The 13674-nt window shown below is 32.2% G+C and carries 14 protein-coding genes; 12 read left to right on the top strand and 2 right to left on the bottom strand.

Annotated elements, in window-relative coordinates; genetic code table 11:
• Positions 1 to 112: 112 nt before the first annotated feature.
• Together OH806_RS14015 and OH806_RS14010 are read right to left on the bottom strand one after the other, a co-directional pair.
• Positions 113 to 2587 (bottom strand): AAA family ATPase, encoded by a 2475-nt coding sequence (locus OH806_RS14015; RefSeq protein ID WP_264744413.1) that lies wholly within the window; start codon positions 2585 to 2587, stop codon positions 113 to 115.
• 13 nt (positions 2588 to 2600) lie between these two features.
• Positions 2601 to 3656 (bottom strand): PKD domain-containing protein, encoded by a 1056-nt coding sequence (locus OH806_RS14010; protein WP_264744299.1) that lies wholly within the window; start codon positions 3654 to 3656, stop codon positions 2601 to 2603.
• Between the two features lie 101 nt (positions 3657 to 3757).
• On the opposite strand from OH806_RS14010, the gene OH806_RS14005 reads away from it, so the two are divergent.
• The 12 genes from OH806_RS14005 to tssD form a co-directional block, all read left to right on the top strand.
• Positions 3758 to 4414, top strand: a complete 657-nt coding sequence (locus OH806_RS14005; protein ID WP_264744298.1) for a C40 family peptidase — start codon at positions 3758 to 3760, stop codon at positions 4412 to 4414.
• Positions 4415 to 4417: 3 nt separating this feature from the next.
• On the top strand, positions 4418 to 5353 hold the full coding sequence (locus tag OH806_RS14000) for a type VI secretion system baseplate subunit TssG (RefSeq protein WP_264744297.1): 936 nt from the start codon (positions 4418 to 4420) through the stop codon (positions 5351 to 5353).
• Positions 5350 to 6321 carry a TssN family type VI secretion system protein gene (locus tag OH806_RS13995; RefSeq protein WP_264744296.1) on the top strand — a complete coding sequence of 324 codons (972 nt, stop codon included), beginning with the start codon at positions 5350 to 5352 and terminating at the stop codon, positions 6319 to 6321. The genes OH806_RS14000 and OH806_RS13995 overlap by 4 nt, the downstream gene beginning before the upstream one ends.
• Positions 6322 to 6335: 14 nt before the next feature.
• Positions 6336 to 7496, top strand: a complete 1161-nt coding sequence (locus OH806_RS13990; RefSeq protein ID WP_264744295.1) for a hypothetical protein — start codon at positions 6336 to 6338, stop codon at positions 7494 to 7496.
• 24 nt (positions 7497 to 7520) lie between these two features.
• Positions 7521 to 8033: a type VI secretion system transmembrane protein TssO gene (gene tssO / locus OH806_RS13985; protein WP_264744294.1), complete on the top strand. Its 513-nt coding sequence runs from the start codon at positions 7521 to 7523 to the stop codon at positions 8031 to 8033.
• Between the two features lie 53 nt (positions 8034 to 8086).
• On the top strand, positions 8087 to 8629 hold the full coding sequence (locus OH806_RS13980) for a hypothetical protein (protein WP_264744293.1): 543 nt from the start codon (positions 8087 to 8089) through the stop codon (positions 8627 to 8629).
• Complete coding sequence (locus OH806_RS13975; RefSeq protein ID WP_264744292.1) at positions 8607 to 9302, top strand: hypothetical protein; 696 nt, start codon at positions 8607 to 8609, stop codon at positions 9300 to 9302. Before OH806_RS13980 ends, OH806_RS13975 begins: the two co-directional genes overlap by 23 nt.
• Before the next feature lie 8 nt (positions 9303 to 9310).
• Positions 9311 to 9739 (top strand): GPW/gp25 family protein, encoded by a 429-nt coding sequence (locus tag OH806_RS13970; protein ID WP_264744291.1) that lies wholly within the window; start codon positions 9311 to 9313, stop codon positions 9737 to 9739.
• A 3-nt stretch (positions 9740 to 9742) separates the two neighbouring features.
• Positions 9743 to 11566: a type VI secretion system baseplate subunit TssF gene (locus OH806_RS13965; RefSeq protein WP_264744290.1), complete on the top strand. Its 1824-nt coding sequence runs from the start codon at positions 9743 to 9745 to the stop codon at positions 11564 to 11566.
• A gap of 39 nt (positions 11567 to 11605) precedes the next feature.
• The gene (locus OH806_RS13960; protein ID WP_264744289.1) at positions 11606 to 12055 is read left to right on the top strand and encodes a hypothetical protein; all 450 of its coding nucleotides are present in this window, start codon (positions 11606 to 11608) and stop codon (positions 12053 to 12055) included.
• 18 nt (positions 12056 to 12073) lie between these two features.
• Positions 12074 to 13456: a DUF5458 family protein gene (locus OH806_RS13955; protein WP_264744288.1), complete on the top strand. Its 1383-nt coding sequence runs from the start codon at positions 12074 to 12076 to the stop codon at positions 13454 to 13456.
• Between the two features lie 99 nt (positions 13457 to 13555).
• Positions 13556 to 13674: type VI secretion system tube protein TssD (gene tssD, locus OH806_RS13950; RefSeq protein ID WP_264744412.1), on the top strand; the 119-nt coding region annotated here is incomplete at its 3' end.

The following is a 13674-nucleotide window of genomic DNA, read 5'->3' as shown; positions in this document are numbered from 1 at the left end:
ACAAAGACACTAAACATTCATATACTCAATTATATTGTTTGAACATTTTGTTAGCTTATTATTCAAACAATGATCCCAGCCAAAAAGGCTGGGATTTTTACAAAAATTAAATTTAAAATTGGTTTGCAGTCCAGATGAGTTCTCCATCTTTTATATCTACATTAATTTTATCTCCTTCTTTAAACACTCCGGATACAATTTTTTTGGCAAGAGGTCTTCTTAACCTTCCTCTTATAACACCTTTTAGTGGTCTTGCTCCGTATTTTATATCATAACCTTCTATAGAGAGAAGCTCTTTTGCTTCCTGACTGATTTCAAGATTAATATTTAAGTTTTTAACCAAATCAAGAAGTTCTTTTTTAAGATGAATTTCAAAAATTTTCAGGGCATTATCTTTACTTATCGGAGCAAAAGGAATCGTTTCCGTAAGTCTTCCTAAAAATTCAGGTCTGAAAAAACGACTCATCATTTCCAATAATTTTGAAGATTGAGGAATTTCACCTTTTCCAAAAGATTCTACAATAAAATCTGAACCGATATTTGAAGTGAAAAGGATAATAGCATTTGAGAAATCGCCCTCTTTTCCTAATCTATCATGAAGTTTTCCTTCATCCATAATCTGTAAAAAAACATCAAAAACAGAGGCGTGAGCTTTTTCAATTTCATCAAATAAAACAATAGAGTAGGGTTTTTGTCTGATTTTGTTGACTAATAATCCGCCTTCTTCATATCCTACATATCCTGGAGGAGCTCCGTAAAGTAATGCGGCAGAATGCTCTTCTTTAAATTCGGACATATCAAACCTGATAATTGCATTTTCATCCTGAAATAAAAATTCTGCCAACGACTTTGCCAATTCTGTTTTACCTGTTCCTGTTGGTCCCAAAAAGAAGAACGAACCGATGGGTTGTCCTGCTTTGCTTAATCCTGAACGGGTTTCCAAAACAGCTTCCGAAATGGTTTCAATGGCATGGTCTTGCCCTACAACTCGTCGTGCAAGAACACTTTCCATTTCGTTAAGTCTTTGTTTTTCTTCTTCTTTAAGCTTTCCGATTGGGATATTTGTTTTCTGGGAAATAATCAGGGCGAGGTCAAAATCTGTAATATTAGTTCTCTTATCCTGAGCTATTTTTTCTGTTTTTTCGATTAATTTTCTTGAAAAATCTAAAAGTTCATCAATATTTTCAAATTCAGGAAGTTGTTTTTCTTCGGCTTCTTCAGAAGTGCTTATGAGATATTTTGTTTTTTCAGTTAGATCTTTTAATAACCATTCTGCCTGCATTTTCCGTTCATCTTCAGAAAGATTATTTGTATTATCTTCCAGATGAATAATGCTAGTCAGAAGATGGTTTTTCTCTTTGATAAAAGATTCTCCGGCAGTTTTTAGAACAGCCATGGTATGATCAATTAAATCAATAGCAGAAGCGGGGAGGCTTTTTTCTTTCAAATATCGTTGAGAAAGTCTTATTGCTTCTTTTATTGCATTGTCGTCGATATTGATTTTGTGATGATTCTGATAGTCAATTAAGGTTTGTTTGAGCATTCTGAAATGAATCTCATCAGTAGATTCTTCTAGTTTCACAAGCTCAAACAGACTTGCAAATCCCTGATCTTTTTCGATTTTTTTGCTGTATTCTTCAATTGTTGATGTTGCAAGTAAGGTCAATCCGTTTGAAATCTCACTTTTTAAAAGATTTGAAACTCCGGAATCTGAGCCATGACCACCTAAAATTGAAGAAATATCTTCGATAATTAATAATGATTTGGGAACTGATTTTAATTCCTGAGCAATATTTTTTATTCTGTCTTCAATTTCTCCTTTATAAGAAGCTCCTGCAATGAGGGCTCCCATATCAATTTCAAAAACCTCTAATCCTAAAAGAGCATCGGGAATTTGTTTTAGTAATATTTTCTGAATGAATCCTTCTATCAATGTTGTTTTCCCGACACCGTGTTCACCAATGATTAAAACATTTTGTTTGCTGTATCGGGATAATATTTCGGTGATTTTATTGATTTCCGAATCTCTTCCTACAAGTAATTCTTTTTTGTTTTTCTTTTTTACCTGTTCATTTTTATTGATGCAGTACTTTTTTATAAAGCCTTTGTTTGCTTTTTTTGAAAAAGCTGCATTTTCCACGTTTTCTTTATTGTCAGAAACAGAAATATCTTTCAGCAGTTCATTTCTTGTTACAGGAAAAGTTTTCATTTGATCAAATGAAAAGGCTACACCAGGTGAACTAATGGCAACAATTAATGTAAACAGTGTAATGTCTTCTATACCTAACATTTCTCGGACAGAGTCTGCTTCCGCAAAAATTTCATCTATAATTTCATCCGGTTCGCACGAAAAAGTGTTTGGTGATTTAGGAAGGTCTTCCATGCGTACTTCTGCCCATTCTTCAAGATAAAAAACGTCTGTTCCTAGGCTTTCAAGCTGTTTTAAAAGAGAAAGATCTCTGTTTAACATTGCTTTTAAAAGATGGGCTCCTGTAAATGTGGAATTTAAATTTTCTCTACCTATTTTTTGAGCAATTTCAAGAGCTTTGGTAACTTCTTGATTGTAAATAATTTCTTGTTGATTCATCATTTGTGTGTTTTTAATCATTCATCCAAATCATCAGTTTTTTTACTTTATATTGAATGTTAATATTTTGGATACAGTTTTTGTCGTCTTTATTGACTCTCAATGCCGTAATTTTTATTTTCTTACCGGCAATATACTGGCAGAACTGATCAAAAGGCATTAATTTATTATTATTTACAACTACCGGGATATCAAAATTTCCGCATAGATATTCTTTAAAGTCATCTTTTATTTTTGCTTCTGCGGCAACCTGTTTAATGAGAATTTTAAATTGTTCATTTGAAATTTCGGGAGCTTTTTTGTCTGCAATGAGAGAATCTTTTTTGCTTTTCGATCTCGGTGAAACCGGAATGTGTTGAAGCATATCAACTAAAGGATCTTTTTGTGCGCTTCCCATAGGCAATGAGAATGAGGAATGAGGTTTTTCAAACTCATAAGATTTGATATCGATTTTTTGTTTAGCTTTAATCGTTTTGGGAGCTACATAAATGGTTTTCACGGCTGTATGCTCTACGTCTCCATTTACAATAAGGGTGATTTTTTTGTCTCCAACTGTTTTAAATGTGTAGGTTGGGCTTTTTCCTAGGGCATCAGTTCTTGTTGTTTCCCCGAAGCTCCATTCCCAAGATTCACCGCCATCTTTTTCTGCGTTAAAAAATACAGGTTCTCCCACCGTTACAACATTAGGACTGGAAATGATAGGAAGATAACCGGATTGTTGGCTGATACTTGAAATTGTTACTAGTTTTTCGTGGATACAATTTCCGTTTATTTTTAATCTTACAATATATTCACCCGGCTTTTTATAGGTATGGATAGTTCTTTGTCGTACATCAATGGCTGTGCTGTCTCCAAAATCCCACTCCCACGATTTAGCACCTTCTGTATTATCAAAGAATTCCACAACATTATTGATCATAAAGTCATCGGAATGCACTATAAATTTTGCATTTTCACAATCAACGTGGCGGGTAAACTGATATAATAGATAAAACAGACTGAGCAATAAAACAACTCCTAAACTTATAAGAACCTTATTATCCATAAGGTTTGAAATATTTTTTTTCATTGTGCTTTTGTGAATTCACAAATTTAAATAAATTTTTTTTTAGAAAAATATATTACAGATAAATTATTTTATATACTTTTGTTGAAAACACAACACACAACATGATGAAATATTATATATGCCCTGCATATAAAGTTTGGTTTATACCGCTTTTATACTTATTTACACTTTCTTGTAATAGTAAAAAATACATTACAGATATCCCATATAACTATTCATCAGATAAATTAAATAATACTCAGAACGCACAGGAGGGTATGGGTGATGGGTATACTGTTGTTGATGACAATAAAGAGGGATTGAGTGATGAAGACTTAAGGATTAAAGAAAAATATTCTATCATTTTGAAGGTAATGCCAAAGGAAGTTCAGAATTATAAGCTTTACTCTTATATAGACAAATGGTTAGGAACTCCGTATAAATCACAGAAATTGGAAGAAAATGTAGGGGTAGATTGTTCTTACTTTGTACAGGCTCTTTATAGTGATGTTTTTAATATTACTTTTCCTAAGACTTCAGACGGTATTTTTCGCTCAAAATCTATTCAGCTTTTTACTGGAAGAACTTTCTTGAAGGAAGGGGATATTTTATTTTTTAGATATGATAAATTTCATCCTATTTCAGATGTAGGAATTTATTTACATAACGATAGAATCTTAGCATGTACAGCAAACGGACTCAATATTTATAATTTTAATGATGAGTATTTCCAGTTGAGATATGTGGCTGCAGGAAGATTGAAACCTAATAATAATTAATTTATGGAAAGGCTTACAGATCTTGCTCGTCATATTACTTCTTTAAAGCATGATATTCGTGCGGAAGTTGTTGTAAATGATTTGCTTAAAAATAATGATATTTCAGACGGGAAGTATATTGTTTCTAAAGAAGGTCAGTTTTCGAGAGCTTACCGGTTTGATATACTCGATGCAGATGTAATTGATTATGATTTTGATGCAACCCAGATTCTGAAAATATGCCTTTCCAGAGATAGTATCTACGATATGTTACCTGAAAATATGGTTCATAACGTAAGAAATGATTCTCCTGAAAAGGATGTTGATGTAATGATTCGTGAACATAAGAATCAAAAAAAACAACAAAAGGGTGCAAGAACTTTTTTTCAACCGTTTGAAAATGAAATTTTTGGTTATGGAGTAGCTATTGAAGGTTTTGAGAGAGATTTTTTGACCGAATTGAATGGTTCTTTAGTTGCTGATATGTTTTATGATTTTTGGGGAATTAGTAAAGATTTTCCGAAGCTATTAATATCAAAATTTATCAGAGTTCTGCCTTTTGCGTACAAGATTGTAGGAAATATAGAATTGGCAAGTGAGATTTTAGCTAATCTTCTTGAAGAGAATGTGATAATAAATAATAAAACTCATCAAAAATATACAGATAAAGATGAAAGTATAATATTGGGAGATAGCAGATTGGGTCTTGATTTTATTACAGGAAACAGTTATGATGACTATTCAAACCATTTTAATATACAGATTGGACCATTGAAAAACTCAAACTTCGTTGATTATATCCATGAGGGTAAAATGAAGAAGTTTTTGGATCTATTTTATGAATATTTTTTCCCTATTGAAGTGGAAATTGAAACAACAATTCTGTTAGCTGAAGAAAAACAAAATTTTGAATTTGTGTCTGAGGAAAGTTCAATTTTAGGATACAACACACGCATATGATGAAACTGAAAAAATACTTTATTAATTTATTAGAGCCCCAAATCTTGGCTGCAAGTGTGATTTTTTTAGCAATTATCATAATTCTTACTATGATTTTTTCTCAAAAAACACCTGGTTTTAAGCAAAAATACAGAGCAAAATTCTATATCTATTGTTTTTCTGTTGCTTTTGTATACTCGGTAATTGCGTTTTTGGGTTATAATAAATTATTCTTGGATAATAATCTTTATGAGTTTATCTTTTATCAGGTTAGTTCATTGATTATTGGGATAGTACACTGCTATATGTATCGTTCTTATTTCAACAAATTTGAGAGTAAGAATAATGCAGGAACCGAATATTTATTTGCCTTAATTACAGTAGCATATTCCATTATTCCGTTTATGTTGATTTATACGTTTTTAAACGGAATAGATTTCACATTTTTAATGCTCGGACATTATATTGTTTTCTTTATTCCTACATTTTTGAATGATACTTTCAATAAAGCAATGGCAATTCCTCCGAAAGTATATAAAACATGGCAGTTTCCGGAAAATTATAGAGAATTGACAGGAGTTGGAGATGATGAAATGAGAGATCTTGTGGTATTTACATTATTGATGGATAAAGACCGTTATGCTAAAAAATATAGTGTTTATCGAGCAAAAGGTCCTACAAGAATTGATTTTGGAAGATTATTTTACAATTTCGTTTCTGATTATAATGAAAGACATACCGAAGATAGGATAGAAATAGAAGGAGAAAACGGAACCTACAGTTGGGTGTTTTTCCTTCAGCCGAAGTGGTATGAAAGTACAAAATATATTGATCCTGACCTTACTCTTTACATGAATGGGATCGAAGAAAACAGTGTTATTTTCTGTATGAGAACGAGTGAAATGAATATTCGTGAAGATCAGCCAGATGACGAACCTGATTTTGAATATAGTACAGAACGAGATAATCAAAGAGTAATAAGTGAATAAAAATTAAAAAACCAATGATAGAAAAATTAAACCATTTTCCGGTAAATTGGATAGATGGGATGAAAATAAATAAAAATCATTTCATCGATGTTCAAAATTTTGTGAGTGATTCTGTGAGAGATTCTGTTGGAGTGCATACTTCAATGATCAATTACGGACTTCTACCTGTGGAAAATTCCATCAAAATGAATCTTATTATAGATAATCATAAGTTGTTGAGAATAAGAGTGGAAGAGTGTCATGCAATTACTCCGAGTGGTTCGAGAATAGATATTGGACAGGGAACTTCAGAATCAATAAATTTATCAATTCCTTATCCGGAAGCTGTTTATGAAATTAAAGATAACGAAAGTATAACACTTTTAGCATGTCTTTCTGTAAACCATTTTAAGCGAACTCCTTTTGGAGAGCCTGATCCGGAAGAAAATCCTCCTCGATATCCATTTACACAGCCCGAATATTTTTTGAGTCTTATCCCTGAGAAAGAATTGAAAAATACTTTAGGTTTTGGGATTAATTATCTTACGATAGGAAAAATCCTTGTTAATGCAGGAGAATCTAGGATTGATGACCAATATATTCCGTCTTGTGTAAGTGTTTCTAGTCACAAAAAATTACAGGAATTGTATGTAGAAATAGACCGCTTTTATGGTCAGATTGAGCTGTATGCAGTTCAAATCGAGCAGAAAATTCATGTAAAAAAGCAGTCTAATTCACTTGCGGTCATGATGCAGTATTTGGCAGATAAAACGCTGAATTATTTAGGATTAGAAATTAATAAGTTCCGATGGTTATCTCCTCATACATCACCGGCAAATATGCTTCTGTCTGTTGTGGGAATGGCAAGAGTTTTAAAAAACTTTATTGATGCAAGATCTGGATCAGGAAAAGAAGAATTATTAAATTATTTTGCCGAATGGTGTAATGTGAGTCAGGGAGATTTTGAAACTATTTTTTCAGATGCCATTAATTCGGATTACAATCACAATGAAATTGATATTACCGTAGCAAAAGTAGTTAGGTTTATGAAAATGCTAGAAGAGCTGTTTGCAGTACTGAACCGTCTTGATTATATAGGTAAAAAACGTGACGGAAGCATCTTTGTATCCGAAAATACCGATGACAGAGATTCTGTTATTCATGCTAAACGAAGTCGAACTTTTCTTGCAGATTAATTAAATAAAACACAAAGAAAAAATATGGAAGTTCTTAATAAGAAAGAAAGATCAATAGCCTTTTCATTTTTCATTTTGTTCTTTATTATTACGGTCACAGTACTTGTGATTGCAGTTTTCTTTAATGCATATTTCCCATTTAAAGAAAATAGCTTACTTAAAACAGAGAACATCAAAATGAAAAAAGAAATGGAAACCCAAGAAAGATTCTCTTTTCAATTAGAAAAAGTGAAATCAGCGGTAGATTCCATAGGTGTTCCCGGGCAAAATGATTTTTTCAACGAAAAATTAGGATTATCAATTCTTGCCGATATGTATAAGCAACTGCCGAAAGATACTTTAAAAAATAAAGTGATGTATAATAATACTATCATGACTTTCAAAGATTTGATAGATGCGAAGAAAGAGATAAAGCAACTTTCCGGAAATCAGGCTACAATGGATAGTTTGAGTAAAATAAATGTTGCACTGAAGGCGGAATATGATAAAATGAAAACCGATTTGGAAGTGTGCAGACAGTTGTATCAGGCTCAATAGTTATGATGGGGTTTAAAGTTTTTTTTAGTTTTTTTTTACTGAGTTTTTGCCTATTGAAAGCTCAGGCTGATAAAGATGAGAGTGGAGCTGTTGCAAGTTTTGACTGTGAGATTACGCAAACAAAACAAAAACTCGATAAGCAGTACTTTGCAAGCACTCCAATGATGCATCTGAGAGTTGACAATGTAGAATATGCATATGCAACATTGCAGTTTGGTAAAAGAAAGGATAAAATTTTCATGTATATCCAAATTGCTGATAAAAATGTCTGTATAAAAAAGGAGAAAGTACTAGACATTTCTTTTAAATCAGGAGAGGTAATCACTTTTAAAAATGATTTTGCCTTAAACTGTGAAGGATATTTTGTAAAGCAGCTGAGTAAAAAAGACTTTTTAAAGCTAAAAGATAATGAGATTACCCAAATGAAAGTGTATGCTTATGAGAAAAATTATGAGTTGTATGTGAGCGAATCTCAAAACTATGATATTGATAATCAGCTAAACTGTTTGGCTGTTTACAAGGTGAAAAAAACAGATGAAATAAAAATAAAAAACACAAAAAAAGAAGAAAAAAATGAGTCCTCTTCCGGAACTTAATCTAGGTCTTGGAATACTGAAAGATCCTCACTCAACCGTTGAAAATAGAGACGGAGAAATTATTGTGAGAACCAATTCAGGTCTGAGTAAGTATACAATTTCAATTGTGATTTCTGATCAGGAGGTTGGGAAAATCAGTTTGAAAATTGGTGAAAAAGTTGTTGAAGTTCCGACCTATAAACTAACGGTAACTGATGATAAAACTAATGAAACGGAAGTTTATCAAGTTACTCGTGATACTTTAAGTTTTACAAAAACTAAAACAAAAAGAAGTTTTCTTTCCTTTTTTGGATTTAAAAAATTTGATAAAACATCTTATCTATACGAAAATATACCGTACGAACCTGCTTTGGAACGTATTGAAAAGTTTGATATCTCAAGACATAGAAAATTGTCTCATGAAGAACTGACTTATCATCTGAAAAATGAGGATAAAAGTGTTATTCTTTATGCTGGAGATATTAATGAGTTTAAAAAACCGGATGAGGTCTCTCAATATTTTATTGTGGTAGATAAAGATGGAGGTAAAAGTTTCATAGGAAACATTTTGTATAGAGAAAAGTTTTTAAAACTTACTCCGAGAGTAGAATTAGAAATCATTCGTCGTAAACAGGTTCCGAAGAATTTCGAATACGATGATAAAGGAAATATTAAAAGAACAATTTATTTATAAACAGTCAGATGAAAGGAATTTATTACAAAATACCCATGGATTTTGAAGGTCTTTTAAATAAAAAAGACGCCGAAAAAATCTCTATCGACAGTTCTATCGGACAGCAGATTTTCCTTATTGCAACTACGGCTTTGGGAGAATGTAAGTTTGATGAAACATTCGGTACAGAAATTTGGGAGCTTGATTTTGACTTATTGAAAAGCGATAACCAATTGAAAGAATACATTGTAAATGCAATGAAAAAAGCAATTACAATGCATGAAAAAAGACTTCTTTTAGAAGATGTGGAAGTTTCCGTTAATGATTTTAATCTGGGAAGCATCGGAAAAAGAAGAATGAAAAAAAGAGTAGTGATTTCTGTGAAAGGACAGGTAATGGAAACCAACAGACCTTTTCTTTTCCAAAATTCATTTTTTGTAGGACCTCTTTCATATTAAAACATGAATCAAGAAAGAATAAAAGACAGAATACTGCGAAGAGCAGCCCGATTGTGGGGATACAACGAACTTGAGGCGGAAACATCTTTCGACCCGGTGATTGGTTTGCTTCTTTCAGCGACGGCTTCTGAGCTTGAAAAATTAGGTTTTGAGCTTGAAAGTTCGCGTTCCAGAATCATTGAGCGTATTCTTGAAATTATGTTTCCGGAAGAAGTTTCGGGTGTGGTTCCTTCAAGGTCATTAATTCAGGTATTTCCGTTAGAAAATCGCGAAACAATATCATTTTATAACCATTTCAAGACAAGTAAAAGAATTCATAATGTATTCAATCCTACGGAAACTACCAATAAAGATGTTTTCTTTTGTCCGACTATTGAAGCTGAGCTTACAACTGCGAAAATAGAATATATTGCTTATGGAAATACTTTAAACAGAATTGAAAGTTTCTTTTTCAGTGATACAATTGCAAGAAGCGAAAATCATATTCCTTCTGGTGAAATGTGGATTGGCATTAGAAGCCCACAAAAGGCTGATTTGGAAAATTTAATGTTTTACATAGACATTAATAACAATTATCAGAGAGAATTATTTTTCTATTATCTAAAACAGGCTAAAATATCTTTCGGAGATAAAGATTTTACTCTTCACGAAGGGTATAACGTAAATCAGGAAGATGTAAATCTGGAGAATATTATCACCAAAAATTATTCGGATTTACAGCATATTTATAATGATGTTAATCAGTTTTATTTTGGTAATTTTTTCACACTAAAAGATAAAATCAGATATTCTGAAAAACCGCAGCAAGAGGAACTGTTTACTAGATATTTTATAATAGATAATGCACTTGCAAAAGAAGAAGAGATAGTTTGGCTAAAATTCAAATTTTCTGAAGCTGTTGTGGGGGAAGTTCTTGAAAATGTAAGTGTTTCTTTGAATTGTATTCCGGTTATCAATACCTACAATGAAAGAGTCTATAGAAGAATTACAGGAAAACTGAATATTATTCCAATTCAATCTAATGATTTCTTTCTGGATCTTGACTATGTATCTGATGATAGAGGAAAAAGATTTGATTTGAAAGACTATTCATCAGAAAAAAATGGAACTACAGCTTTATTAAGAAGAGGAGGTGTTTCAAGATTCGATCAAAGAAGTGCTTCCGAACTTATGCAATATCTTTTAGAGTTAATTAAAGATGAAACTGCTGCTTTTTCAGGAATTGGTGGTGACTCGGCAAAAGAAACTTTAAGACAGATCAATCAAAATGTAGCAGCTTTGCATCAGTTGGCAAAAGAGAAGAAGTTTTCTCAGGCAAACAATCCTTATCTGGTAATCAATTCGGATCTTCAGGATACAGAAGTTGCCTGTAATATTTCGTATTGGTTGACACTGGCTGAAGAAGGTAATGATATTAAACCGGCTACTGTTCTTATGGTAGAAGATTCTGAAAAATCTGTTCTGGATAAGACCGCAGTAATGATAAAAAGTTCTGTTGGAGGTAGGAAAAGTCTTTCTGCTCAAGAAAAAATATTAGAATATAGAAATTCATTGCTTACAAGAGGAAGAGTTGTAACTGTTGCAGACATCAAGGCTTTCGGAATGAGTCATTTTAAAGGCACAATTAAAGACATTCAGGTTCAGAAAGGAACAAAAAAAGAAGTTTCATTAAAAGGAGGTTTCAGCAGAACAATAGACATATTCTTAGTTCGGAATTCAGAGAAAGATTTAAAAGAATCTGAATGGGAATATTTAAGACAGAGTTTTCTTTTAAAATTACAAAAAGCATCAGCAAATATATATCCTTACAGGATTTTTGAAAAATAACAATCATCAACATATTAATAATCAATAAATAAAAACACTATGTTAACAAACAAAGGAATTGGTGGAAATGAAGTTCCATTAGACGCAAGTGAGGCAATATTTGAAATCCCTCAAAACAGAACGCTTTTAGCACAAAAATTGACAGCAAATGATCCGGTAAAACCTGAATTGGTGGAAGGTTTAACTACGATAGAAAAAGTTTTCGAACATTTCAAACCGGAAGTAAAAGTTGATTTTGAAGATGCAAACGGAGCTGTGAAAATGGAAAACCTAAAATTCAAAAATTTAGGAGATTTTGGAACAAAAGGTATTACGAATCAAAGTAAATTCTTATTAGGCCTTGAAACCGAAAAAGATCAGTATCAGAAAATTATTAAACAATTAAAGACAAATAAAATATTAAAAGCAGCTTTGGAAGATGCTGATGCTAAAAAAGCACTTTATGATACTTTACAGAACTTAATTAAAGAATTAGAAGAAAATAAATAACCCTAAACACAAAATAGCATGAACAATAATAATAAACAACCGCAAGCTGCTCCACAAGCAACAGAAACTCCAGTTTTAGAACCTAAAAAACAGGTACAGCTAGGAATAGATAAATTGATAGATAAACTGGCTCGTTATGGTGGTTTTGATCTGCTGGAAACATCAATTGAAAATGTTCAAAATATCAATCCGGACAGAAAAGCAAGAAGAAAAATTTTCTTAACAGAAAAAGGAAAAGAAAAAGAAAGAGAAACTTTAAAGAAAACTTTAGAGCTTTGGGCTGATGTAATCAATAAAAACAGTTCTTTAACAGATATGGTTGCAGATTGCGAAACTCAGAGAAAATCTGCAGAAGATCTTCTTTCTAAAAACCTTTCGAGAGCCGTTGAGGCAACAAGAGAGCTAGAGGGTAATTATAGAACGGCAGCCCTGTTCTATAAAAATACAGAGTCTGATAAAGTAAAAAATATTACGATTGTAAACTCTACTCTTGAACAGTTGAAAGACCTAGATAATACACGTTTTATAGATACAATTCATGCAGAATTAGCTGATAATTATGATAGATTAGACTTAAAAAGCAACTATGGTATTTTGGTAATTCCTGGGTATTTAGGGTCTAACAAAGTAGTTGAAAAATGGGCAAAAATGGCTCACGAAAACAAAACAATGTTGATTACTGACTTTGAACATCTTGATGAACCGGATGATGTAATGGAAATGTTTGATCAGGCATATCTTACAGGAGGAGATATTTACAGATCAAATGTTTTGATGACTTGTAACTGGCTTGTTGGTAGAGGTAGATTTGAGGAAATTGACGAGCTTGAAGATCTATACATTCCACCTTCAGCAGCTTTAGCTGGTAAAATTTATAAGACATTAATGTCTCAGGTGACTGCAGGTAAAAAATTCGGAGGTATCAACGAGGTTGAAGGAGTGAAATTCGATCTTAAAAAGAGTGAAATTGCCAATTTAGAAAATCTAGGACTTATCCCAATGGTAAATGAATATGGTAAAGTAATGGCTTTCTCAGGAAAAACATTATTCAATGGAGATAATCTTGGTCTTCAGACATATTCTGTAGTAAGAGTTTTCGATTATGTAACCAAAGTTTTGATGGATTTCTTAAACAGAAGAGCTTTTGAAAATTTCACGGCTGTTACCAGAAAAGAAATTATGAATCAAATTGTTCGTTTCTTGGATAGCATCACAGGACCAGGAAAACTGATTGAAAATTTTGAAATCAAAAGATTCGAGCAAGATCCTATTCAGAAAGATAAAATTCATTTAGATATTCACATGAAACCATATTTCCCGGCGAAAAACTTCCTAATCAAAATGGATGGGCATAAAGGAACAGATGGTAACGAGTGGGAAACTGAATACGAACAGAAATAATACATACAATTTTTAATATAAATAACCTTTTAACAGGTGTTTACGACATATTCCATTATTGGTAATATTAATTATTTTAAACCTTAAAAACATTTAATTATGTCCTTTAAAGCAAAATTCAAAGTTGCGGGGAAAGAGCGCAACATCATTGCTGTAGATTTCGGAATGCTACAGGAGACCGACCCAACAGGAAGACCATCTTCTATCGTAAGAGGGGG

The organism is Chryseobacterium oryctis (assembly GCF_025971925.1).
In the GTDB taxonomy this organism is placed as follows: domain Bacteria; phylum Bacteroidota; class Bacteroidia; order Flavobacteriales; family Weeksellaceae; genus Chryseobacterium; species Chryseobacterium oryctis.
Note: the sequence above shows the minus strand (reverse complement) of the source record. Positions and strands in the feature narration are given on the sequence as shown.

Excerpts from the sequence above, each read along its gene's own strand:
- OH806_RS13995 (WP_264744296.1), top strand. The coding sequence starts at position 5,350 with ATGATGAAACTGAAAAAATACTTTATTAATTTATTAGAGCCCCAAATC.
- OH806_RS14000 (WP_264744297.1), top strand. The coding sequence starts at position 4,418 with ATGGAAAGGCTTACAGATCTTGCTCGTCATATTACTTCTTTAAAGCAT.
- tssO (WP_264744294.1), top strand. The coding sequence starts at position 7,521 with ATGGAAGTTCTTAATAAGAAAGAAAGATCAATAGCCTTTTCATTTTTC.
- OH806_RS13955 (WP_264744288.1), top strand. The coding sequence starts at position 12,074 with ATGAACAATAATAATAAACAACCGCAAGCTGCTCCACAAGCAACAGAA.
- OH806_RS13965 (WP_264744290.1), top strand. The coding sequence starts at position 9,743 with ATGAATCAAGAAAGAATAAAAGACAGAATACTGCGAAGAGCAGCCCGA.
- OH806_RS14010 (WP_264744299.1), bottom strand. The coding sequence starts at position 3,656 with ATGAAAAAAAATATTTCAAACCTTATGGATAATAAGGTTCTTATAAGT.
- OH806_RS14015 (WP_264744413.1), bottom strand. The coding sequence starts at position 2,587 with ATGAATCAACAAGAAATTATTTACAATCAAGAAGTTACCAAAGCTCTT.
- OH806_RS13975 (WP_264744292.1), top strand. The coding sequence starts at position 8,607 with ATGAGTCCTCTTCCGGAACTTAATCTAGGTCTTGGAATACTGAAAGAT.
- OH806_RS13970 (WP_264744291.1), top strand. The coding sequence starts at position 9,311 with ATGAAAGGAATTTATTACAAAATACCCATGGATTTTGAAGGTCTTTTA.
- OH806_RS13990 (WP_264744295.1), top strand. The coding sequence starts at position 6,336 with ATGATAGAAAAATTAAACCATTTTCCGGTAAATTGGATAGATGGGATG.
- OH806_RS14005 (WP_264744298.1), top strand. The coding sequence starts at position 3,758 with ATGATGAAATATTATATATGCCCTGCATATAAAGTTTGGTTTATACCG.
- OH806_RS13960 (WP_264744289.1), top strand. The coding sequence starts at position 11,606 with ATGTTAACAAACAAAGGAATTGGTGGAAATGAAGTTCCATTAGACGCA.